This is a genomic window from Streptomyces sp. NPDC090106 (genome assembly GCF_044747265.1).
Classification (GTDB): domain Bacteria; phylum Actinomycetota; class Actinomycetes; order Streptomycetales; family Streptomycetaceae; genus Streptomyces.
Genome location: NZ_JBIVDS010000003.1, coordinates 1 through 24,155 on the forward strand (window position 1 = coordinate 1; position 24,155 = coordinate 24,155).

The window sequence follows — 24,155 nt, forward strand, 5'->3', positions numbered from 1 at the left end:
CCCATCGAACGCACCTACCACCAGGCCCACGGCAACCTCAGCCCCGAGGAACTGACCGACCTGCTCGCCGAGAACCTCACCGACTACCGCGCGAAGGTCCACCGCTGCACCACCGAGGAACTCCCGGGACTGCTCGCCGCACTCCTGACCGCCCACCGCACCAGAACCGTCCTGATCCCACCGGGCCTCGACCCCGCCTGGACATCCGCCCTGGACACCGAACAGATCCCCGACACCCCCGACACCACCCCCCACCAACTCGACCGCGTCGACAGCGTCATCACCGCCTGCGCCCTCGCCATCGCCGAAACCGGCACCCTCGTCCTGGACGCCTCACCCGACCAAGGCCGCCGCCGCACCACCCTCATCCCCGACCACCACATCTGCATCGTCCACACCCCCCACCAGATCGTCGCCTCCGTCCCCCAAGCCCTCCCACGCCTGGACCCCACCCGCCCCCTCACCTGGATCTCCGGCCCCTCCGCCACCAGCGACATCGAACTCGACCGCGTCGAAGGCGTCCACGGCCCCCGCACCCTCGAAGTCGTCCTCCTCACCGACGAACCCACGAACAGCGACGTATGACACGGCGGAGGTGAACCGGGGGTGTATCGGCAGGTCGCGGGGATGATCCGGAGCAGGCGGGGTAGCTGGTTCCCAAGAGGAGCTCGCCGCAAGGCAGTTACCACCGTGTCGCCGATCGCGACGAACGCTTGGGAGGACCGCCATGCCTGGCCTGTTGGGCAAGATCAAGGAGTTCAGCCGGAGCCCGAAGGGGCGACGAGTCGTGGAGCAGGCCCGCCGGGCATCCGCCGATCCGAAGCGCAGGGCCCAGGCCCAGCAGCTGTTGGGGAAGTTGCGCGGGCGCCGTCACTGACCCGTCCGCAAGGGGCCCGCGCGACGCGGCTCCGTCCCGAGGAAGCCGCGCCCATGCCCTTCATCCCCGTTCCGCCCGCCCGCACCGATGCCGGAGCCGTGCACCGTGCCGCCGTTCACCCGGGCGGCGGCCGTGCCGTTGAGCCGGGTTCGCGGGTCGCCGACGTGCTGCGCATCGTCTCGGACTCCCGTACGTCGGTCTTCAGCACCGTCTCCGCAGGCGGGCGTGTCCGGTACGGCTACTGGCGCCCGGTCGATTCCGCCACGGGGCGGGGCGGCTGCTACGTGGCCCTGCCCACGGACGTGTGCGAGGAACTGCGCGCCAGTGGCCGCCTCTTGCTGGGCGACCCCGTCGTCGATCCGGCCAAGACCACCTACCGGGTCAGGCTCGCTCCTGCCACGGGCAGGGTGAGACGTCTGGGCCTGGGCGGCCGGGCCGCTGCCTGAACCCGTTCGCTACTCCGTCGGACGGCCCGCGCGGGCTGTGCCGCGTGCCCACTTCCTCCGCCGAGGAGCGAATTCGCCGGTTCCGCTCCTACCCGGCGCACAGGCTCCTACCAGTACGACTTCATGTGGTGACGGAATCGTTGACACCATGGTCGACACACACCACGGACACAAGCCGCGTACCCCCGCCTCCCACCGCTCCCGCCGGTGGTTCATGAACAAGGCCCTGCTCACCGGCGGTGTCTCCGCCGTCGCGATCATGGGCGGATACGCCGCGGCCAGCGCCGGAGCCGAGGAGAGCACCACCGCCGACGCGACCGCGAGTGCCTCCCCCTCGGGCCCGCCGTCGGGCGGCGGCTTCGGGCAGACGATCGCCTACGACGACTTCGTCGGCGTCACGACGGACGGCACCGTCGTCGACGACCTCTACGCGATCCACTCCACCGGCGTCTCCACGACCCCGGTCATCCGCGCCGCCACCGCCTTCCTCGACTCGCTCACCGACGACCAGAAGGCGGCGACCCTCTTCGAGGTCGACTCCGACCAATGGCTCGACTGGACGAACATCGACTCCAACGACCGCGACGGCGTCGCCCTGCGGGACCTGACGGAGAAGCAGTACGCACTCGGCATGAAGCTGCTGAGGGCGTCGCTCTCGGCCCGGGGCCTGAAGCAGTCCAACAGCATCCGTAAGCTCAACCAGTTCCTCGGCGAGTACTCCGGTGACACCACCAAGGCCCTCAACGAGGACGCCTACTGGTTCACCGTCATGGGCACGCCGTCGGCGACCGAGGCCTGGGGCTTCCAGTTCGAGGGCCACCACCTCGTCATCAACTACTTCGTCCTGGGCGGCCAGGTCGTCATGACCCCGACGTTCATGGGCTCCGAGCCCACGAAGATCACCTACGACGGCACCGACTACCACCTCTTCCGCGAGGAGACCGCCGCGGGTTTGAAGCTGCTCCGCTCCCTGAACAGCGTCCAGCTGGCCACGGCCCTGTCCACCGAGACCAAGGCCGGCACGAACCTCGTCGCCGGAGCGGGCCAGGACAACGCGGTGCTCCCGTACGCGGGCGTCCAGGCCTCGGACCTGAACCGCCGTCAGCAGCAGTTGCTGCTCGACCTGGTGGAGGTCTACGTCGGCTACCAGGACGAGGGCCACGCCCGGGTCCGGATGCGGGAGATCGAGAAGCACCTCGACGACACGTACTTCTACTGGATCGGGGAGTACGAGGACGACTCGGCGTTCTACTACCGCGTCCACAGCCCCGTCGTCCTGATCGAGTACGACGCCGAGTCGCCGCTGGCCTACCACGAGGACGACGACAGCAGCGGCTCCGCTTCCCCGTCGGCCTCCGCCACCACCACGGCGTCGGCCTCTCCCGGCGGCGGTGGCCCCGGTGCCCAGGGCGACCCCACGCAGCAGCACATCCACACCATCATCCGTACGCCCAACGGCAACGACTACGGCGTGGACCTGCTGAAGCTGCACCTGGAGACCGACCACTGAGACCGCGGCGGCAGGGCGCCGGGCCGCACCGGGCCCGGCGCCCGTCTCACACCGCGACCGGGGTGAACCGGACCGGCAGCGACCGCGGGCCCCGGGTGAACACGCCCCGTTCGACGGGGGTGAACCCGTCGGCGAGACGCAGGTCGGGCATGGCGTCCAGCAGATGGCCGATGCCGGTCTCGACCTCCGCCTTGGCCAGGAGCGCCCCGACGCAGAAGTGCCGTCCGAGGGCGAAGGCGAGATGGTCGGCGGCGGCCGAGAACGCCGACGCCGAGTTGAGATCGTCACGGAAGATGTCGAAGCGGTCGGGGTCGCGGTAGCGCCGCTCGTCACGGTTGGCGGAGCCGATGAGGCAGGTCACCGTGGCCCCGGCCGGGATGACCCCGCCGCCCACCTCCACCTCGGTGGCCGACTGGCGCATGATCATGTGGACCGGCGGGGTGTAGCGCAGCGTCTCCGCGAAGGCGGCCGGGATCAGGCTCCGGTCCTCGCGCACGGCGGCGAGCTGCTCGGGGTGCAGCAGCAGGTTGGCGACGATGCCGGCGATCGCCTTGTCGGTGGTCTCCCCGCCCGCGGCGAGCAGCAGGCTGCAGAACGCCTTGATGTCCTCGTCGCTCATGCGCACACCGTCGACCTCGGCGGCGCACAGCGCCGACAGCAGGTCGTCGCCCGGCTTCTCGCGCCGCTGCCGGATGACCGGGATCATGTACTCGGCGAACTCGACGCGGGTCCGTTCACCGGCGGCGGTGACGTCGGGGTCGCCGGAGAGATTGCCGAGGAAGGCGATGACGGTCGTGTACCAGCCGTGGAAGCGGGCGTGGTCGTCCTGGTCGAGGCCCAGCATGTCGGCGATGACGTTGACCGGAAAGCGGGTGGCGTAGTCGCTGACGATGTCGGCGCTGCCGGTGTGCCGGAACGCGTCGACGAGCCCGCGGGAGTTGCGTTCGATGACCGGCAGGAACTTCTCCTGGAGGTCGGTGCCGCGGAAGGCGGGCGCGACCAGGGCCCGCCGTACCGCGTGTTCGCGTCCGCTGAGCTGGAGGATCGTCCTGCCGTGGACCGGTTCCAGCTGCCAGTCGTAGTTGTCGGTGGTGAACTCGGACTGCTTGTCCTTGAAGACGCGTTCGACGTCCTCGTAGCGGGACAGGAGGTAACTCCGGGTGGCCTCGTGCCAGATGAGGGGTTCCTGCTCCCGCATCTGGGCGTAGGCCGGATAGGGATCCGCGGCGAATTCCGGCGAGAGGATGTCGGGCAGCTGCGGTGCGGCGGCGGGCACGGGGCTCCTCGGGTAGATGCCTGTGATCGGGAGCCAGGCTAGTGATCTCCCGATGGCTCAAACAGGCCAGTCCTGGCCGAAGTTGAACGGCCTTCTCCTCAATCCCCGTTCTCGGTGGCCGGGTTACCCCAGCGGTGGCCACGGTGCCGTGTACAGGTGACTGCCCGGCCGGGCGAGCACGGGCTCGGAGCCGGGGATCCGGATCTCGGCCTCCGTGCCCGGCGGGACCTCCACCGTGAGCGTCAGCCGCCCCCCGCCCAGCTGCCACCGCGTCCCGACGGTGCCGTGGAGCGTGTCCAGGCGGGCCTCCGCCCAGGTCAGGTCCCCGCCCGGCTGCGGGGCGACGACGAAGCGCCGGTACCCGGCCGAACCCGCGTCCGCGGTGTCCGCCGGCCGCAGCCCGGCCACGTACCGATGGAGGAAGGAGATCACCGCCCCCTTGCTGTAGTGGTTGTACGACATCTGCGGGCGGCCCTCGTCGTCGACGCCGTGCCAGCTCTCCCAGACGGTCGTCGCCCCGCGCTCGATCATGCCGAGCCACGAGGGCACGGACGTCTGCCGCAGCAGCGCGTGGGCCAGGTCCGCGTGCCCGTGGTCGGCGAGCGCCGGAAGCAGCATGCCGGTGCTGAGGAAACCGGTGGTCAGATGGGTGCCCGCGGCGCGCACCAGAGCGGCGAGCCGGTCGGCGGCCCGCTGCCGGAGCCCGTCCGGCACCAGCCCGAACGCCAGGGCGCGTACCAGCGTCGCCTGTGTGTCGGGCACGGTGACCGCCCCGTCGGCGGAGCCGTCGGTGACGAGGTACTCCGCCCGCCACGCGGCCCGGGCGCCCTCGGCGAGGTGCCGGTAGCGGGCCTCGTCGTCAGGATGCCCGAGCAGGGCCGCCATCCGGGCGAGGAGATCCGCCGAGCGGTGCAGATAGGCCGTCGCCACGTCTCCCAGGTCCCGGCCGGGGGAGAGGTCGGGGGCGACGCCGGGCTCCAACCACTCACCGAAGTGGAAGCCGGTGTCCCACAGGAACTCCTCGTGCGGTGCGGCCTCGGGGCGTCGGGCGGCCCGGTCGGGGTGGCGTGCGGTGCCCGCCTGACGTGCGGCGAAGTCGACCCAGGCGCGCATCGACGGGTACTGGGTGCGCAGCAGGTCGCGGTCGCCGTAGGCGCGCCACAGCTCCCACGGGACGATGACCGCCGCGTCGCCCCAGCCCGCCGAGCCGTTCATGCCGCCTTCGGCGGACCGTCGGCGGGTGTCCTCGTCGGCCGGGTCGGGCACGAAGTTGGGCACGGTGCCGTCGGCCCACTGGTCGGCGGCCAGGTCGCGCAGCCACTTCGCGCTGAACCCGGCGACGTCGTAGAGGAAGGCCGCGGTCGGGACGAACACCTGCCAGTCGCCGGTCCAGGCGGCCCGCTCCCGCTGGGGGCAGTCGGTGGGCACGTCGCAGATGTTGCCGCGCAGGCTCCACACGGCGGCCTCGTGCAGTCGTTCGAGCCGGGGGTCGCCGCACCGGAACCAGCCGGTGCGGGTCAGGTCCGAGTGGACGACGACGCCGGTCACGTCGTCCTCGGTGAGGGGACCGGGGTGGCCCTCGATCCGGACGTAGCGGAAGCCGTGGGTGGTGTGGCGGGGCTCGAACGTCTCACCGGGGCGGCCCGCGGCGGTGACCGTGTCGGTCTGACCGGCGGGCAGCGGCTGCCGGGTGGCCCAGTCGAAGGCGCGGATGTTCTCGGTGGTGACGTCGCCGTCGGGGTCCAGGGCCTCGCCGTGCGTCAGGGTGAGCCGGGTCCCGGCCGGGCCCAGCCGGGTCAGCCGTACCCAGCCGTTGATGTTCTGGCCGAGGTCGGCGACGTACCGGCCGGGCCCGATACGGGTCACGGAGACCGGCCGGAGCTCCTCGACCCTGCGCACCGGCGGGGCGAGCGGGCCGGTCAGCCGGGTGAGGTCCGTGTACAGGCCCGTCGTGGGGACGTCCGCCTTCTCCCAGGCGCGGTCGTCGTGGCCGGCGGTCGCCCAGCGGGGGTCGTGGCGGCGCAGGTCCGTCTCCTGGCCGTCCATCAGGTCGGCCGCGACGACGGGCCCGGGCGTGCTGCGCCAGCCGGGGCCGGTGCCCAGGACGGTGGTGGTGCCGTCGTCGTGGGTGACGACGAGCTGGGCCAGCAGGGCGGTGCGGGTGCCGAAGCCGTCCGCGTCCCGGGTGAAGCCGTGCCGTCCCCGGAACCAGCCGTCGGAGAGGACCGCCCCGACCGCGTTGCCGCCGCGGGCGAGGAGTCCGGTGACGTCGTACGTCTGGACCTGGAGGCGGGTGCGGTAGGAGGTGAAGCCGGGGGTGAGTTCCTCGTCGCCGACGCGGGTGCCGTTGAGGAACATCTCGTAGACGCCGTGCGCGGTGGCGTACAGGCGTGCGGTGCGGACCGGCCGGTCGAGGGTGAAGGTGTCCCGCAGGAGATGGGCGGGGCGTCGGCCCGCCTCGGCCGGTGCCGCCTCGGCGGGCGCGATCCACTGTGCCTGCCAGTCGCGCGGGTCGAGCAGCCCGGTCTCCCACCAGGACGGTTCGGACCAGTCGCTCTCGCCGTCCGCCGTCCAGACCTTGACCCGCCAGGGGACACGTGTGGCGGACGCGGGCGCGGGGCCCTCGTACGGGATGTACGTGGTGTCCGCCGACTCCACCCGTCCCGAGTCCCACTGTCCGGCCTGGACCCGGTAGGCGAGCTGGGCGCTGGTGGCGTGCGCCGGCCTCCAGGACAGCCGAGGGCGCCGGACGTGGAGGCCCAGGGGCCGGTCGAGGTGTTCGACGCGCAGGTGGGTGGGGCGGGTGGCAGACAAAAGAGGAGTCCTCTCGGAGCGAGCGGTCGTGCGGTGGTGCGGCCGGTCGGGGCCGGCGGCGGCGCGGTCAGGCGGAGGAGACGGGCGAGACGGGAACGGCCACGGGCTCCGTGGAGGCGGCGGGCCGTTCCGTGCCGTCGCCGGTACGGGCCAGCCGGGGGATGGCGAGGGAGATCAGGAGCCCGAGGGCCACGATCCCGGCCATGACGAGGTAGCCGTTGGTGAAGGCGCTGTCGTGGTAGAACGCGGTGCCCTGGAGGACCGTGGAGTCCCCCGCCAGGACCGTGTAGAGGGCCTGGTTGGTGAGGGCCAGGAAGACCTGGGTGAGCAGCGAGGACATGCCGTTCGCGGCGGCCTGCTCCTCGTGCGAGACCACCGACAGGATCATCGCCTGCTGACCGGCCATCAGGATGCCGCCGCCGAGCCCCATGACGACGCCGGTGGCGACGATCTGCGCGGTGCCGGAGTGGTGGAAGGCCGCCAGGACGAGCCCGCCGCCGAGCAGGGTGAGACCGGCGAACCAGAGGGCGCGTGGGCTGACGCTGCGCGCGGCCCGGCCCACGCCGATGCCCGCGGCGAAGGTGACGAGTCCCGCCGGGACGCCGACGAGGGCGTTGTGCGTGGTGGACCAGCCCAGCCCGTCGGAGACCTGGGGGATGTGCGGGTAGAGGGCGAGGAAGATGAGGATCGCCTGGGAGGCGTAGTACGCGGCCTGCGGCACGGAGGACCCCAGCAGCACGGTCGCCAGGGAGCGGCGCCGCAGCAGCCGCAGGTCGAGGATGGGTGCGGACACCCGCAGTTCGACGGCCACGAACACCGCCAGGGCGACCAGGCCCGCGCCGAGGGTGAGCAGGAACCTCGCCGAGGCCCAGCCCCAGTCGCCGCCCTGCCCGATGCCGTAGACGATCAGGGAGAGGCCGCCGCCGAGCAGCAGGGCGCCGGCCCGGTCCAGCCGCCCGGCCGGGGCGCGCCGCGGGGTCTCGGGGACCGCGCACAGCGCCGCCATCGCGAGGACGGTCGAGGCGACGAGGAACCACAGGGCGCCGCGCCAGCCGAACGCGTCCAGCAGCCAGCCGGACAGCAGGGGAGCGAGCAGGCTGAGCACGCCGACCGATCCGGCGACCACGCCCATGGCCGTGGAGACCTTGCGGGCCGGGAACAGATCGCGGACGGCGGCCAGCACCAGCACCGCGACGGGCCCGTACAGACCGCCGATCACCCGCCCGAGGACCATCACCGGATACGACGGTGCCAGCACCGTCACGATGTCGCCGACCAGCCCCGCGGCGGCCAGGACCAGCATGACCCGGCGCTTGCCGTGCACCTCCCCGAGGCGCACCGCGAACGGGGTCGCCACGATCGTCGCCAGAGTGAACGCCAGGCTGAACCAGGCGATCTGCGTGGTGTGGAAGTGCTGGGCGATCTGCGGCTGTGCGTTGGCGGCGATGATGCCGGCCACCACCAGGAGCTGACCCGGCCAGACGAGCGCGATGAGCCGCCGCAGTTCCACGGGGGTCCAGCGATCGGACGGGGGCGAAGTGTTCATGGTCGCTCCGAGGGGAGGTCGGCGCTTCGTTACGCCGAGGTTTCGACCGATGATGCGAGTTGAAAACCGAGTGCGCTAGGTTTTGGGAGAGTGATCCACGTCATACGTCCGGAGGTGGCGAAAGTGATCCACCTCATGGACGCGCGAGGCCGGTGAGGCCGGGTTCCGGCATGCGGGTCGCCCCCGTCGCGGATACGGCGACGGGGGCGACGCGGGGTGCTCGTGCGGCTCGTGCACGGGTCGCCCGTGTGCGGTTCAGGCGGGCTGTGCGGCCCTCTCGGTCTGTGCGCCGTCCTCGGCCGGGTCGCGCAGCGGGGGCAGGAACAGGGAGAGCGCCAGGGCGACGACCGTCACCAGCGAGCCCATCCAGAACACCCACGAGTATCCGGTGTCGAGATAGAACGCGGTCCCGTCGACGACGGTGCTGTCCGTGGCGAGCAGGGCGTACGCCCCGGCGGTGACGAAGGCGCCGAACAGGCTGATGAGCATGTTCATCATGCCGCTGCCCAGCCCCTGTTCGCCGTCCGAGACCACGCCCACCACGAGGGTCGGCGCACCCGCGACGACGACACCGGCGCCGAGGTTGGCGACGCAGGACGTGAGGATCAACTGGAGCTCGTCGCCGTGATGGAAGCCCACCAACGCGTAGCCGACGGCCATGACCGCCAGCCCGGCGCACCAGATCCTGCGGGCGTCGAAGCGCCGCATGTACCGGCTGACCAGCAGGCCGGTGCCGAACATCACGAGGTTCCAGCTCACGCTGACCACCGCGTTGTGGTCGGCCGACCAGCCCAGCCCCGCGGAGACGCCGGGGATGTGCGGGTAGAGCGCGAGCAGGATGGCCAGCCCCGGCATGGTGAACGCGACCGTCTGGGCGAGGCCGCCCGCGGTGAGCGCCAGGGCGACCGGGCGGCGGCGCAGCACCCTCAGGTCCAGGATGGGGTGCGGGCTGGACCGCTCCACGAGCAGGAACGCGCCGAGCGCGACGACCCCCGCCGCCAGCCAGCCCGCGGTGCGCGGATCGCCCCAGCCCCAGCTCTGCCCCTGGCCGACGGCGTAGACCACGGCGGTGAGGCCGCCGCCGAGGGTGAGCCCGCCCAGCCAGTCGAAGCCCGACTCGAAGGCGTGCCGCGGGGTCTCCGGGACCAGGGCGGCGATCAGCGCGCAGGCGACGGCCGTGGCCGCGGCGAGGAACCACAGGGCCCCGCGGTAACCCCAGGTGCCGATCAGCCGGCCCGCGAGGAACGGCGAGACGAGGGCGACCAGGCCGACGCTGCTGCCCATGATGCCGCTGGCCTGCTTGACCAGGCGGGGCGGGAAGGTGTCCCGGACCGCGGCGAACGACAGGGCGCCGAACGGGCCGTAGAACCCGGCGATCGCCCGGCCCGCCAGGACCAGCCAGAAGCTCCCGGCGAGGGCCGCGATCATTTCGCCGACGGCGCCGAGGGCGGTCATCGCCAGCATGACGCGCCGCTTGCCGTACAGATCGCCGAGCTTGATCGCGAAGGGGGTGAGCAGGGTGGACACCAGGGTCAACGTCAGCCCGAACCAGACCACTTGGGTGGTGTGGAAGGCCTGCGCGACACCGGCCGTGGCGTTGGCGCCGAGGATGCCGCCGGCGGCCAGCAGCTGGGTCGGCCAGGCGAGGGCGACCAGCAGCAGGACGAGGCGGGGGGTCCACCGTCCGTCCGGGGTGGTGACCGGTTCGCGGTCGGCTGAGGGGCTCGATGACAGCGGCGTCATGCCAGCCCTCCTTTCACGGAGGTGCGCAAGTCGGAGAGGGGAGGCGCGGGGGGTGTGGGCGAGAGGGGGCTCGGCGTGACGCGTCGCTCAGCGGGACGTGGCAGCGCGGCGTTCCGTCGTCGCGTGACGTCGATGATGAACCCAACGCCTAGTGCACGCTAGGTGTTGGTGATGTGGCCCATGTCACACGGCGATGCGGCGTGTGCGGGGTGAACGATCACCCGTCCGCGCGGCGCCAGTACTGTTCTGGCATGTCGACTCCCAGGGGCCCGCGCGGGCACTACACGGCGGGCCGGGCCCGGCGCACCCAGATCCTGGAGGCGGCCCTGCTGCGCTTCGGGCAGGACGGCTACCGCAAGACCTCCCTCGCCCGGGTCGCCCGCGACGCCGAGATCACCGACGCCGGCCTGCTGCACTACTTCCGCGACAAGCAGCGGTTGCTGCTCGCGGTCGTCGAGTTCTGGCACGAGCGCATGGACGTGCGCTGGGAACGCGTCTCCGACTCGGTGCGCGACGCCTTCCGTCTCCACCTGGAGGACACGGCGGAGACCCTCGCCATGCCGGGCATGGTGGAACTGGCGGTCGTCCTCGGCGCCGAGGCCACCGCCGCCGACCATCCCGCCCACGAGCACTTCACCACCTGGCAGGAGAAGGGGGTGCGGGAGCTGACCGACCGGCTCCTCGCGGGCAGCCGGAGCGGCGAACTCCTCGCCGGCCTGGACCACGAGGCCATCGCCCGGGAGTGCGTGGCCATGGACATGGGGCTGCTCCAGCAGTGGCTGGCCGCCGGGCGCGCGTTCGACCTCGTGGCCGTCATGCGCGGCCACCTCGACCGCCTCCTGCGCGGGATCTCCAGCGACGGGCAGGGGTTCTAGGGCGCCGCGAGTCGCCCCCTCGTGAGGGCCGGTCCCGCCGCCGAAGGCCGTCGGTGTCGCGACGGGCTCTGTCCTGCGCGGTGGGCGGGTGTCGCACTTGGTGAGTGGGCGCCACCTGCTTGTCATGCTCTCGACATCACCAGGTCCGTCGGGCGACCCCTCCCAGTCGGGTATGGCGTACGTCACGCGAACCAACACCTAGTAATCACTAGGTGTTGGGCGCATGATCGACCCTGCCCACCGCCGGCGCCGAGAAAGGCCGTCATGCACCACCACTGGACCGCACGCGTGGTCAGTCCTCCTCCGGCCGCCCTCGCCCGCGGATCAGGAGCCCGTCCGGCCGCGCTGCTGCGCGCCGAGTTCACCGCTCACGCCCCCGTACGGTCCGCCACGCTCCGGGTCACGGCCCTCGGCGTGTACGAGATGGAGATCAACGGCCGCCGGGTCGGCGACCACGTGCTGGCGCCGGGCTGGACGAGCTACCGCCACCGGCACCGCCACCAGACCTTCGACGTCACCGGCCTGATCGGCGAGGGCCGCAACGCCTGGGGCGCCCATCTCGCCGACGGCTGGTACCGGGGCCTGCTCGGCTTCAACGGCGGGACCCGCGACATCTACGGACCGCGCACGGGACTGCTCGCCGAACTGCGCCTGGAGCACACCGACGGCTCCACCCGGACCGTCACCACGGGCGACGGCTGGCGCTGGAGCCACGGCCCCCTCCTGGCCTCCGGGCTCTACGAGGGCGAGGAGTACGACGCCCGCCGCGAACGGACCGGATTCAGCACACCCGGCTACGACGACTCGGCCTGGGAACCGGCCGGGACCGTCGACTTCGACACCGCCGTCCTCTTCCCCGCCGACAGCCCGCCGGTCCGCCGCATCGAACACCTCGCCCCCGTCGCCGTCACCACCTCGCCCACCGGCCGGACCGTCCTCGACTTCGGCCGGAACCTCGTCGGACGCCTGCGCATCCGGGTGCGCGGCGAGGCCGGGCACACCGTCACCCTGCGCCACGCCGAAGTGCTCGAAGACGGCGACCTCTGCCTCCGCCCGCTGCGGCACGCCACCGCCACCGACCGCTACACCCTGCGCGGCGATCCGGCGGGGGAGGAGTGGGAACCCCGCTTCACCTTCCACGGCTTCCGGTACGCCGACGTCGAGGGCTGGCCCGGCGAGCTGGACCCCGCCGACGTGAGCGCGGTGGTGCTCCACAGCGATCTGCGCCGCACCGGCTGGTTCGCCTGCTCCGACCCCTCCCTGGAACGCCTCCACGAGAACGTCGTCCGGGGGATGCGCGGCAACTTCCTCGACGTGCCCACCGACTGCCCCCAGCGCGACGAACGGCTCGGCTGGACCGGCGACGTCCAGGTCTTCGCCCCCACCGCCTCCTACCTCTACGACGTCCGCGACTTCCTGCGCTCCTGGCTGCGCGACCTCGCCGTCGACCAGGCCGCCGACGGGCGCGGCATCCCCCCGGTGTTCAGCCCGGACATCCCGGTCATCACCCCGGTCCCGATCCCGCCCGGCAACCCGCCCATGGCCGGCTGGTGCGACGCCGCGGTCGTCGTCCCCTGGGTGCTCCACGAGCGGTACGGCGACACCGAGGTGCTGGCCACGCAGTACCCCTCCATGCGGGCCTGGGTCGACGCCGTCGACGAACTGGCCGGACCCGGACGGATCTGGGGCGAGGGCTTCCAGTTCGGCGACTGGCTCGATCCCACCGCCCCCGCCGACGACCCCGGCCGCGCCATGACCCCCTCCGCTCTCGTCGCCACCGCGTACTTCGCGCACTCCGCGCGGCTGCTCGCCCGCACCGCCGCGATCCTGGACGAGGCGGCCGACGCGGAGCGCTACCACGCCCTGGCCGACGCGGTCCGGGACGCGTTCCTCGACCACTTCCATCTCGGGCGGGGACGCCTGAAGGAGGAGACCCAGACCGCCTACGCCCTCGCCCTGGGATTCCGGCTGCTGACCGACGGCACCGACCGCGCCGAAGCCGGACGCCGGCTGGCCGGCCTCGTCGCCGACGGCGGCCACCGCATCGGCACCGGCTTCCTCGGCACCCCGCTGGTGTGCGACGCGCTCACCGACACCGGACACGTCGACACCGCCTACCGGCTGCTGACCCAACGGGACTGCCCCTCCTGGCTCTACCAGGTCGACATGGGCGCCACCACCGTCTGGGAACGCTGGGACAGCATGCTCCCCGACGGCTCCGTCAACCCGGGCGAGATGACCTCCTTCAACCACTACGCGCTCGGCGCGGTCGCCGACTGGATGCACCGCACCGTCGCGGGCCTGGCCCCCGCCGCCCCCGGCTACCGCAGACTCCTCGTCAGGCCCCGCCCCGGAGGCGGCCTCACCTGGGCCCGCGCCGAGCACGACACGCCGTACGGCCGGGTCGAGACCGGCTGGCACGTGCGCGGCGGGTCGCTCGTCGTCGACCTCCTCGTGCCGCCCGGCGTGACGGCCCTGGTCGACCTGCCCGGCACCCGGCCCACGGAGGTCGGCCCCGGCCGCCACTCCTTCCAGGGGCGCCTGCCCACACCCTGACGACGAGCAGCACCGACGCGCCCGACCGGTGCCCCACCCGACACCCCCGAGAGACCCCGTGCGAGGAACACCCATGACACACACCCGCCTGCCCGACACGTTCCTGTGGGGCGTCGCGACCTCCGGCCACCAGACCGAGGGACACAACCGCGCGAGCGACACCTGGTTCCTGGAACACACGGTCCCCTCGCTCTTCCGGGAGCCGAGCGGTCCGGCGTGCGACTCGCTCCGGCGGTGGGAGACGGACCTCGACCTGGCCGCCGGACTCGGCCTCGACGCCTACCGGTTCTCCGTCGAGTGGGCCCGCGTCGAACCCGAACCCGGGGCCGTCTCCACCGAGGCCCTGGACCACTACGAACGCCTGGTCGACGGCTGCCTGGAGCGCGGCCTCGCCCCTCTGGTGACGTTCAGTCACTTCACCTCCCCGCACTGGTTCGCCGCGGACGGATCCTGGACCGGCACCGACGCCCCGGCCCGCTTCGCCGCGCAGTGCGACCGTGTCATGGCGCGCTTCGGCGACCGCATCGCCGCCGCCGTCACCCTCAACGAACCCAACCTCGAACAACTGCTCCAGGCCGGCGCGAAGCTGCCCCCCGAGGCGGAGGCGCTCAAGACGCGGATGCTCGCCGCCGCGGCGGAAGCGGCCGGAGCCGACGGCTACGCCAGCGCCAACGTCATCCCGGCCGACCGGCAGGACGCCTTCCAGGAGGCGTTCACCCGCGCCCACCGGGCCGCCCGTGCGGCGATCAAGGCCCGCCGCGCCGACCTCCCCGTGGGGGTCTCTCTCGCCATCGCCGACGAGGTGGCGCTCCCCGGCGGCGAGGCACGCCGGGACGCCAAGCGCGCCGCCGTCTACGACCACTGGCTGCGCGAGGCCCGCCACGACGACTTCATCGGCGTGCAGAACTACGAACGCGTCGTCCACGGCCCCGACGGCGAGGTCCGCGTCGAGGGCGAACTCAACGGCATGGGCACGGTCATCGCCCCCGGCTCCCTCGCCGGCGCCGTCCGCTACGCCCACGAGGTGTCCGGCGTGCCGGTCCTGGTGACCGAGCACGGCATCCAGACCCCGGACGACGAGCAGCGCGCCGCGTTCCTCCCCGCCGCCCTGCGCGAGCTCGCCGCCGAACGCGACCGCGGCACGCCCGTCCTCGGCTACTGCCACTGGACCCTCCTGGACAACTTCGAGTGGATCTTCGGCTACGGCGCCCGGCTGGGGCTGTACGAGGTGGACCGCGACACGCTGGAACGCCGCCCGAAGCCCAGCGCGAAGGTGTACGCCGACGCGGTGCGCGAGCACCGGGGCGGTACGCCCTAAGGTGCGCTCATGGCCGACACGACACCCTCGCCCGATCTGGAGCACGAGCGCGCCGCCGTGCTCGGGGAACGGCTGAAAGAGCGCCTCTACGCCTCGCTCACCCTGCTCGCGGTCCTGGTGGGGCAGGCGCAGGGCGGGCACCCCACGCACCGGGGCGCGGCCGTGTACGTCGTGGCGACGGCGGTCGGTCTGTGGCTGGCGACCCTGGTCGCCGATCTCCAGGCGCACCCCGTCGCCCACGGCCGTCGGCCGACCCTCGGCGAGATCCGGCGCACCCTCTACACCAGCAGCCCGCTGCTCACCTGCGCCGTGGGTCCGGTCCTGCTGATCGGGCTGTCCGCGACCGGAGCCCTGGAGCTCACCACCGCCCTGTGGGTCTCCGCCGGTACCGAGGTCGCGGCGCTGGCGCTGTGGGGGTACGCCGGTGGCCGACGGGTCGGCGCGGGCCCGCTGCGCTCCCTGGTGGTCGCCGCGCTGGACGCCGCCATCGGGATGGGTGTGGTCGGCGTGAAGCTCCTCGCCGGGCACTGAGCCGTGCCCTCGGGAGTCCGCCCGCCGGCCCGGCTCAGTGGCGTGCCGTGATGTCCCTGGACGCGAGGATCTCCAGCGCGCCGGGCAGGGAGCGCTCCAGCGCCCTGCCCCCGGTGAACAGTTTGAGGTTCGGCACCAGGTCCAGGTCGTCGAGGGCGCGCACGTCGAAGAGGTCGTCCTCGCCGTCCCAGATGGGGGCGCACTCCAGGAACACCCGGTTCCCGCCGTCGAAGAGCAGCTCCTCCACCGTGGCCAGGAGTTCCGCCGGTATCTCCAGCTCCTCGAAGTGGGCGCGCGCCTCGTCGAGCACCGTGTGCTCCAGGCCGTTGTCCTCGATGTACGCGGAGAGGTCCTCGACCCCGCGGGCCCTCATGTGCTCCGCCATGTCGAAGGCGGGCGCGAGCGTCCTGTCGCCGTACATCAGCCTGTCGACGACCAGCAGCTTGAAGTTGAAGTCACGGAACGCAGTCATGGCTCCTGTGTACCAAGGGCCACTGACAACCCCGGCCGGGATTCGATTGCATGCAGTGCCCAACGAAATCGCGTGACACCGGGGAAGGGAGCGGTCCGGCGACGCCTCGGGAGCCAACTTCCGCTTGTTTCGGTGCTGTTGCTGTGAGGTGCCATCGGCTCCGGGGTCTTCACAAGATCCACAGCCGGGGCATAAGTTCCCGTCGGCCTGATCATCCGTTCAAGTCGAGGGAATCCTTTGACACACCATCCGTCCGGCAGAAGGCGCCGCCTCGCCGTACTCGCGGCAGCCCTCCTGGTCACCGCGGCGACCCCGCAGCTGACCGCCTCCGCCGACCCGTTCCCGGCCACCGCGACGACGGGCGCCGGCAACGCCTCCGACAACGTTGCCGGAACCGTCCTCACCCTGATCACCGGCGACAAGGTCACCGTCACCCCGGACACGGGCGACGGACCCGACGCCATCACCGTGGAGGGACCCGACGGCGAGCCCGTCGGAGCCCGGGTGCTGACCGTGGGCGGCGACACCTACGTCTATCCCGAGTCCGCTCGCCCCTACCTGGCGTCCGGAGCCCTGGACGACCAGCTCTTCGACGTCACCCGACTCCTGGCCGACGGCTACGACGACGCCGCACGCGCGAGCCTGCCCCTCATCGTCACCTACGGCGGCAAGGACGCCCCCGCGTCCGCCCTCCGCAAGCGTGCGGTCGCCCTGCCCGGCGAGGCGACCGGCGTCCGCCCCCTCACCAGCGTCAACGGCGTGGCCCTGGCCGCCGACCGGGACGACACGCACGCCCTGTGGGAGTCCCTCACCGGAGACACCCCCGACACTCCGAGCGCTTCCACGGAGGGCGGCTCCTTCACCGGCGGCGTCGCCAAGGTGTGGCTCGACGGGAAGGCCGAGGCCACCCTCGCCGACTCGGTCGCGCAGATCGGCGCCCCCGAGGTCTGGCAGGGCGGCAACACCGGCCAGGGCGTCGACGTGGCGGTCCTGGACACCGGCTACGACCAGGACCACCCGGACCTGAAGGACGCCGTCACCGACACCGCCAGCTTTGTCCCCGGCGAGGACGTCACCGACCGCAACGGCCACGGCACCCACGTCGCCTCCACCATCGCCGGGAACGGCGCCGCCTCCGACGGGGCGGAGAAGGGCGTCGCCCCCGGCGTCGACCTGCACGTGGGCAAGGTCCTCGCCGACGAGGGCTACGGCTACGACTCCTGGATCCTCGCCGGCATGGAGTGGGCCGCCCGCGACGCCCACGCCCGCGTCATCAGCATGAGCCTGGGCAGCAGCCAGTACGCCGACGGGCAGACCGTGCTGGCCGAGGCCGTGGACGCGCTCAGCGCCGAGACCGGCGCCCTGTTCACCATCGCCGCCGGCAACGACGGCCCCTCCGCGCAGACCGTACGCTCGCCCGGCACCGCCGACGCCGCCCTGACCGTGGGCGCGGTCGACTCCGCCGACGCGATAGCCGACTTCTCCAGCCGCGGTCCCCGCTACGGCGACGACGCCCTCAAGCCGGAGATCACCGCGCCCGGCGTCGGCATCCTGGCCGCACGCTCCCAGTACATGAGCGAGGGCTCCGGCTCCTACATCGGCCTCAGCGGCACCTCGATGGCCACCCCGCACGTCGCGGGCGCCGCCGCCCTGGTCGCCGCCGCCCACCCCGACTGGACGGGCAGCCGGATCAAGGACGCCCTGATCAGCACCGTCCACGCCACCGACGACATCAGCGCCGACGACGGCGGCAACGGCCGCGTCGACGCCGCCGCGGCGGCCGGCGCGACCCTCACCGCCACCGGCACCCTCGACGCGGGCATCCACTCGCCCGGCGCCGCCGAGAAGACCGTCACGAAGACCGCGACCTGGACCAACACCGGCGACCGGCCCGTCACCGTGGACCTCGCGGTGGACGCGCCCGGCGTCCCCGAGGGCGTCTTCACCGTCTCCACCGACCGCCTCACGGTCCCGGCGCGCGGCACCGCCGAGGCCACCGTCACCACCGACCTCGCCAAGGCGGGCGAACTCCAGCGCCGCACCGGCCGGTTGACCGCCTCCGCCGACGGACGGATCCTGACCCGCACCCTGCTCGGCGTCAGCACCCGGCAGCAGCTCTTCCACGTCCGCAGCAAGATCACCGGCCGCTCCGGCGAACCCGTCTTCGGCGCGCTCACCTTCTTCCGCGAGGGCGACGAGTACGCGGGCTACCACCTCTTCGACGGCGGACAGTCCGACGAACTCCTCCCGCCCGGCCGCTACACCGTCTACGCGGACTTCCGGGTCGAGGGCACCCACGGCTCCTCCTCGGCCGGTTACGCCCGTCTCGTCCTGCCCCAGGTGGACATCACCGGTGCCACCGACCTCGTCTTCGACGGCACCACCCTCAAGCAGATCTCCGCGGTCACCCCGCAGAAGACCGAGACCTTCACCCAACGCCTCGACTACTACCGTGAGTTCGGCGACGGCAGCTCGGTCCTCGACAGCACCCAGATCGGCGAGGGCTGGGACAGCATGTGGACCGCGCCCACCAAGCCCGTCCGCGACGGCAAGCAGTACGTCACCGCCCGCTGGCGCAACCAGGAGCCGCTGCTGACCCTCGACTCAGGCGGCAAGCAGTACGACGACCTCTGGATCATGCCGGGTTCGGCGAAACTCCCCGAGGACACCTACGGCCTCGACCTCATCCACCCCGGCGAAGGCTTCACCGAGGACTACGAGGACATCGACGCCACGGGCAAGGCGGCCGTCGTGCCCTGGGACTCCGACGACGAGGACACCGCCGACGACCAGATCAGAGCCGCGCAGAAGGCGGGCGTGAAGCTCCTGCTGTTCGTGAACGACCTCGACGGACGGCTCCGCGAACCCATCATCAGGTCGACCATCGAGGTGGTGGGCCTCTCCCGCGACGAGGGCGCCGAGCTCATGGCCCGCGTCGACGCCGCCCCCGGCGGCAGCGTGCCCCTCACGGCGGTCTCCCGCCCCGACACCGACTACCTCTACGACCTCGTCCGCACCTGGAAGGACCGCATCCCCAGCAACCTCGTCTACGCGCCCAAGACGTCCCAACTCGCCCGCGTGGAGACCTCGTTCCACAACCCCGCAGGCCGCGAGGTCTACGAGAACCGCTACGACGTGCACCCCTGGACCGCCTACCGGGTCGGCGTCAACCGGCTCAGCACCGCGGGCGCCCACCGCACCGACTACGTCACCGCCGACGACTCGTTCGTCTGGCAGGAGGAGGGCGAACTCAGCCTCCTCTCCTACAGCGCCTCCGGACCCGTCCGCTACCCGGCGGGCCGCACGGCCGACGTCGAGTGGTTCGGCCCCGTCGTCCGGCCCCGCATCAACAGCGGTGTCGCGGCACCCGTCCGTGAGGGCGACCTGATCGACGTCACCCTGCCGTCCTGGGGCGACTCCGGCGGCGACCACGTCAACTGGACCCCGTTCGGCAGCACTTCCACCCAGCAGGACACCCGGCTCTACCGCGGCGGCACCCTCATCGCCGAGGGCGGCGCGGGCCTGAGCGCCCAGCTGCCCGCCGGGCGCTCCTCCTACCGGCTCGTCCACGAGGCGAACCGCACCGCCACGACCGCCTTCCCCTACTCCACCGCCACCCGCACCGAGTGGACCTTCACCTCGGCCAACCCCCGCGCCAAGGAGGACACCGAGCAACTCCCGCTCATCCAGGTCGACTACACCCTGCCCACCTCAGCCGACGGCAAGGCCGACCCCCGCGCCGCCCTGCTCGTCACCCCCGTCCACCTCGACGGCGGACCGCGCACGGCACCGCGCACCACCAAGGTCCAGCTCTCCTACGACGACGGAGCCACCTGGATCACGGCCCGCCTTCGCGACAAGGGCCACGGCGCCGTGGGTGTCGCCCTGAACGCGCCCGCGTCGGCCCAGTACGTCACCCTGCGCGTCCAGGCCGTCGACGGCCACGGCGACACGGTCACCCAGACCGTCGTCCGCGCCGCGGGCATCGCGAGCTGACCCGCTCCCGACGAGGGCGTCGCCCGGCGGTCCACACCGCCGGGCGACGCCGGAGCGGACCTGCCCGGCCCTGATCGCGGGCGCCCCGCCGGCGCCTGTGACCGAAGTGAAACATGGTGAACTCGCGCAAGATTGACGGGAGTTGTGAAAGGTGAGCAGAATTCAGCTCGCTCGGCTGTGCATGCGCCGAGCGAAGCGACGTGAGCGGCCGGGTCACGCACGCGGCGTACCCATGCCTCCGTGCGCCCGCCGCCCGCGCGCTGCCACCTCCCACACCTTCACCCTTCGTAGAGGCACATCTTGTCGCGTTCGCAAGAACCACGAACCTTCGCCGTCCTCGCCGCGACGGCCTTCGCCGCCGGGGCCGTACTGCCCCTGTTCGCCGCCGGAGCGGCCAACGCCACACCGGCGGGCGGCGGTTGTCAGTCCGCCACCGTCCAGTACCGGATCGTCGGTGCCGACGGGAACGTCGTCGGCGCGGACTGGACCTCGCAGGGCGGGCTCTCCCTCTGGAAGACCGCCCCCGGCACCGTCGAGGTCCGCCTCGCCCCCGGCCAGCGCGTCGGCGACGGCTGCACCTACCCCGTCTCCCTCGCCGAATACACCACCGAGGGCCCCGACTGGTACTCCTCGGGCCGCCAGACCCTGGTCGACAAGGCCACCGTCTACCTCACCGCCGCCGACGTCGCCGACACGGGCGACACCCGGCGCACCTGGCAGAAGCTCAGCGTCAAGTCCCCCGACTGCTACGGCCAGATCGACCTGTACGGCGACGACGTCACCTACGACGGCGGCACCGGCGAAGGCCACGGCCCCGCACCCTACGAACCCGGCAACGTCACCACCCCGTACCACCTGATAGCGGCCTGGAACGGCGGCGACAAGCCGTGCTCCCCGGACGAGCCCACCCCCACCCCGTCGGAGCCGACCCCGACCACCCCGGCGACGCCCACGGAGCCCGAGCCCAGCACGCCCCCGGCCGACACGACCCCACCGGCCACCCCCACCCCCTCCAAGCCCCCCACCGAGCCGCCCACCGACTCGGACGTGCCGCCGCTGGAGTCGGCGCCGCCCTCCACCCCGAAGCCCTCGCCCAGCGACAGCGGCCCGCCCCTCGCGGAGACCGGCTCCAGCGCGCCCGTCGGCCTGATCGCGGGGGCCGCGGCCCTGGTGGTCGCCGCCGGCGCCGGCGCCGTCTACATGTCCCAGCGCGCCCGCCGCTCCTGACGCGACGGCGGGGCGTCGCCGTCCCGCCGTGACAGGACCGAGGGCGGCCCCGGCCCGACCGGGGCCGCCCTCGGTCCGCCACGTCCCACGGCACCCCCTCCGTACCACCGGTCCGCGAGGGGCCGCAGCCGCCGGGCCGACGCCTCACCAACGGGGGCGATACCTCCCGCAACCTCTCCTGCGCGCCCGCCGTTCATGGCAGTGTCATGGTGACGCAGAGGGAGGAATGTGTGACTCAGTGGACATGGGCCCGGGCCGGCGCGCGCAACGAGGCGACCGGGTTCATCGGCCGGGTGGCGGAACTGGAGGCCGTCCGCAAGGCGGTGACACAGGCACGTGCCGTCACCCTCACCGGGCTCGGGGGAGTGGGCAAGACCCGGGTCGCGGTACGGGCCGCCCATCAGCTCGCGGTCGACTTCCCCGACGGGGTGCACATCGCCGAACTGAGCGGCCTGCGGGACCCCGAGTTCCTGCCCAACACCGTGGCCCACGCCGTCGGCCTGCCCGAGGCCGCCTCGCAGAACCCCATGGACCAGCTGATCGACCACTTCGCCGACGCCCAGGCGTTGTTGGTGCTCGACACCTGCGAACACCTGGTCGACGCCATGGCGGTGTTCGTCGACATCCTCCTGCGCAACTCCGCCGCGCTGGTCGTGCTCCTGACGAGCCGACAGCCGGTCGCCCTGCCCGGCGAGTTCGTCCTCCCGATCGAGCCGATGCCCGAACCGGCCCCCACCGCGGGCGAACAGGACAACGACACGCTCGCCCTCTTCGTCTCCCGCGCCCGCGCCGCCCTGCCCTCCTTCGAACTGTGCGACGACAACCGCTCCGAGGTCATCGCGCTCTGCCGCCGCCTGGACGGCATCCCGCTGGCCATCGAACTCGCCGCCGTACGACTGCGCAGCATGCCGCTGGAGCAGATCCTCACCCGCCTCGACGACCGGTTCCGGCTGCTGGCCGGCGCCCGCAGCGCCCAGGCGCGCCACCACACCCTGCGCACCACCATCGACTGGAGCCACGGACTCTGCTCCCCTCAGGAGCGGGAACTGTGGGCACGCCTGTCGGTCTTCGCGGGCGGCTTCACCCTGGCGGCCGTCGAACACGTCTGCTCCGGCGGCGAGTTGGCGGACCAGGACGTGATCGATCTGCTCGGTGCCCTGGTCGACAAGTCCGTCGTGCAGCGCGTGGACGGCGTCGCCGAGTACCGCTACCGACTCCTGGACACCATCCGTGAGTACGGCGCCGAACGCCTCGAAGCCGGCGGGCGCGGCGCCGAGTTCGCCTGCCGGCACCGGGACTTCTTCCTGCTGATGTCCCAGCGGGCCAGGGAGGAATGGTTCGGCGATCGGCAACTCGACTGGGGCAACCGGCTCGCCGCCGACTTCGACAACTTCCGCGTCGCGATGGACCACGCCGTCACCCACCCGGGGGACGAGTCCGCGCTGCGCCTCGTGAACGGCCTGTGGGGGTTGTGGCTGGGCAAGAGCAGGCTGGCCGAGGCCCGGCGCTGGATCGACAAGGCCCTGACCGCCGAGCCGAACCCCACCGTCGAGCACGGCACCACGCTCTACCTGGGCTCCTACTTCGGCCTGATCCAGTCCGACCAGGCGGTGCGCGAGACGGTACGGCGCTGCCGAGCCGTCGCCGAGGCCCTGGACGACGACCTGCTGCGGGCCCGCACCACCTCCCTTGAGGCGCGCGAGGTCCTCCTGTGGGGCGACGACGTCCCGCACGCCCTGGACCTCTTCGAGCAGGCACGCCGCCGGTTCGAGGCCGCGGACGACCTGTTCCCGCTGGCCGCCAGCTACATCCACACCTCGCTGTACCACGCCTCCCACGGTGAACCCGCCCTGGCGCTGCGGGAGATCGAGCGTGCACTGCACCATCTCAGGGCCGTCCCCGGTGAGCGCTGGGTGCGCAACTGCCTGCTGATCGCCCAGGTGCTGGCCCTGTGGATCGACGGCGACATCGACGCGAGCCGCGAACTCGGTCAGAAAGTGCTGCCCTCCGTCCTGGAGCAGGACGAGGTGATGTGCATGGCCGCCACGCTGGAGATCCTGTCCTGGGCCGCCGTGGCCGGCGAGCCCGAACTGGCCGCGATCCTGCTCGGCGGCGCCGGAACGCTGTGGGGCAGGTTCGGTTCGACGCTGTGGGGCATGTCGGGGCTGCTCAGGATCCATGCCGACACCGAGGCGAGCCTGATGACCGGCCTGGGCGGCAAGCGCCTCACCCAGCTCTACACGCACGGCGCCCAGCTTCCCGTGCCCCGGCTCGTCGACATCGCCCGGGGCCGCGCGGCGGGCGACGAGTACGTCCCGCCGCCCGAGGCGGTCGGCAGCGCTCTGGGCCCGCTGACCCCGCGCGAGAGCGAGGTCGCCGCGCTGCTCGTCGAAGGGCTCACCAACCGGCAGATCGCCGAACGCCTCGTCATCTCCAAGCGGACCGCCGACACGCACGTCGAGCACATCCTCACGAAGCTGGGCGTCACCTCACGCGCCCACGTCGCCCCGCATCTCGCCTCCGTCAAACCGGAGGACACCTGACGGAGCCCACCCCGGCACGGACGCGGGCGGGCCGCCTGCTCAGGCGCACCCGCAAGGCGGCTGTCTCGGCTCCGAGGCCTTCCCGTAGGCGTGCCCGGCACGTCGCCGTCCTGGCTACCGCGAAGAACGGCACCACCGCCCCGGACACCACCGTCGCCGGCTTCACCCTGCGGTGGGCGAGCACCGCTCAGGGGGCAGGTCGCGCGGTTTCCGGTGGTCGAGGCCATGGACCTGGACGCCACGAGCGTGGCCGTGAGGTGGGGATTCGCGACACGGGCCCGCTTCTCCAAGCTCTACCGGCAGGAGTTCGGCCTTCCGCCCGTCGGGACCCTGTGGGGTGAACGCCCGTCCAGCACCCCGTCCCGCGTCACCATCCGCATGCCGGACAACGCACCAGGGCTCCGCGGGCCGACGCGGTGCCTGTC

Annotated in this window: 15 protein-coding genes; 10 read left to right on the plus strand and 5 right to left on the minus strand. The window is 72.5% G+C overall.

From position 1 onward, the window contains the following. The first annotated feature begins 3 nt into the window (after window positions 1-3). The 3 genes from ACIPSE_RS09970 (at window position 4) to ACIPSE_RS09980 (ending at window position 2,833) form a co-directional block, all read left to right on the plus strand. Complete coding sequence (locus ACIPSE_RS09970) at window positions 4-585, plus strand: lactate utilization protein C (protein WP_401661690.1); 582 nt, start codon at window positions 4-6, stop codon at window positions 583-585. Window positions 586-930: 345 nt separating this feature from the next. Then, window positions 931-1,323 (plus strand): hypothetical protein, encoded by a 393-nt coding sequence (locus ACIPSE_RS09975; RefSeq protein WP_401659818.1) that lies wholly within the window; start codon window positions 931-933, stop codon window positions 1,321-1,323. A gap of 148 nt (window positions 1,324-1,471) precedes the next feature. Next, a complete protein-coding gene (locus ACIPSE_RS09980; RefSeq protein WP_401659821.1) occupies window positions 1,472-2,833 on the plus strand; it encodes a DUF3500 domain-containing protein in 1,362 nt (453 codons plus the stop codon). Between the two features lie 46 nt (window positions 2,834-2,879). Here the strand turns inward: ACIPSE_RS09980 and ACIPSE_RS09985 are convergent, their stop codons facing one another. The 4 genes from ACIPSE_RS09985 to ACIPSE_RS10000 form a co-directional block, all read right to left on the minus strand. Then, a complete protein-coding gene (locus ACIPSE_RS09985; RefSeq protein WP_401659824.1) occupies window positions 2,880-4,109 on the minus strand; it encodes a cytochrome P450 in 1,230 nt (409 codons plus the stop codon). Window positions 4,110-4,232: 123 nt separating this feature from the next. Continuing rightward, on the minus strand, window positions 4,233-6,923 hold the full coding sequence (locus ACIPSE_RS09990) for a family 78 glycoside hydrolase catalytic domain (RefSeq protein WP_401659827.1): 2,691 nt from the start codon (window positions 6,921-6,923) through the stop codon (window positions 4,233-4,235). 67 nt (window positions 6,924-6,990) lie between these two features. Beyond that, window positions 6,991-8,469 (minus strand): MFS transporter, encoded by a 1,479-nt coding sequence (locus tag ACIPSE_RS09995; RefSeq protein WP_401659830.1) that lies wholly within the window; start codon window positions 8,467-8,469, stop codon window positions 6,991-6,993. Window positions 8,470-8,724: 255 nt separating this feature from the next. Continuing rightward, window positions 8,725-10,212: an MFS transporter gene (locus tag ACIPSE_RS10000; protein WP_401659833.1), complete on the minus strand. Its 1,488-nt coding sequence runs from the start codon at window positions 10,210-10,212 to the stop codon at window positions 8,725-8,727. 251 nt (window positions 10,213-10,463) lie between these two features. Here ACIPSE_RS10000 and ACIPSE_RS10005 point away from each other — a divergent pair, with 251 nt between their 5' ends. From ACIPSE_RS10005 to ACIPSE_RS10020, 4 genes are all read left to right on the plus strand, one after another. Beyond that, a complete protein-coding gene (locus ACIPSE_RS10005; protein ID WP_401659836.1) occupies window positions 10,464-11,087 on the plus strand; it encodes a TetR/AcrR family transcriptional regulator in 624 nt (207 codons plus the stop codon). A gap of 264 nt (window positions 11,088-11,351) precedes the next feature. Next, a complete protein-coding gene (locus ACIPSE_RS10010) occupies window positions 11,352-13,643 on the plus strand; it encodes a family 78 glycoside hydrolase catalytic domain (protein WP_401659839.1) in 2,292 nt (763 codons plus the stop codon). 73 nt (window positions 13,644-13,716) lie between these two features. Next, the gene (locus ACIPSE_RS10015; RefSeq protein ID WP_401659842.1) at window positions 13,717-14,961 is read left to right on the plus strand and encodes a family 1 glycosylhydrolase; all 1,245 of its coding nucleotides are present in this window, start codon (window positions 13,717-13,719) and stop codon (window positions 14,959-14,961) included. A gap of 9 nt (window positions 14,962-14,970) precedes the next feature. Further along, window positions 14,971-15,492: a hypothetical protein gene (locus tag ACIPSE_RS10020; RefSeq protein ID WP_401659845.1), complete on the plus strand. Its 522-nt coding sequence runs from the start codon at window positions 14,971-14,973 to the stop codon at window positions 15,490-15,492. 34 nt (window positions 15,493-15,526) lie between these two features. Here ACIPSE_RS10020 and ACIPSE_RS10025 read toward each other — a convergent pair whose 3' ends face one another. After that, the gene (locus ACIPSE_RS10025) at window positions 15,527-15,964 is read right to left on the minus strand and encodes a DUF6892 domain-containing protein (RefSeq protein ID WP_401659848.1); all 438 of its coding nucleotides are present in this window, start codon (window positions 15,962-15,964) and stop codon (window positions 15,527-15,529) included. Between the two features lie 237 nt (window positions 15,965-16,201). Here ACIPSE_RS10025 and ACIPSE_RS10030 point away from each other — a divergent pair, with 237 nt between their 5' ends. From ACIPSE_RS10030 to ACIPSE_RS10040, 3 genes are all read left to right on the plus strand, one after another. Further along, window positions 16,202-19,960, plus strand: a complete 3,759-nt coding sequence (locus tag ACIPSE_RS10030) for a S8 family serine peptidase (RefSeq protein ID WP_401659851.1) — start codon at window positions 16,202-16,204, stop codon at window positions 19,958-19,960. A 300-nt stretch (window positions 19,961-20,260) separates the two neighbouring features. Beyond that, window positions 20,261-21,187 carry a hypothetical protein gene (locus ACIPSE_RS10035; RefSeq protein ID WP_401659854.1) on the plus strand — a complete coding sequence of 309 codons (927 nt, stop codon included), beginning with the start codon at window positions 20,261-20,263 and terminating at the stop codon, window positions 21,185-21,187. Window positions 21,188-21,417: 230 nt separating this feature from the next. Beyond that, a complete protein-coding gene (locus tag ACIPSE_RS10040) occupies window positions 21,418-23,730 on the plus strand; it encodes an ATP-binding protein (RefSeq protein ID WP_401659857.1) in 2,313 nt (770 codons plus the stop codon). The last annotated feature ends 425 nt before the right edge of the window (window positions 23,731-24,155 follow it).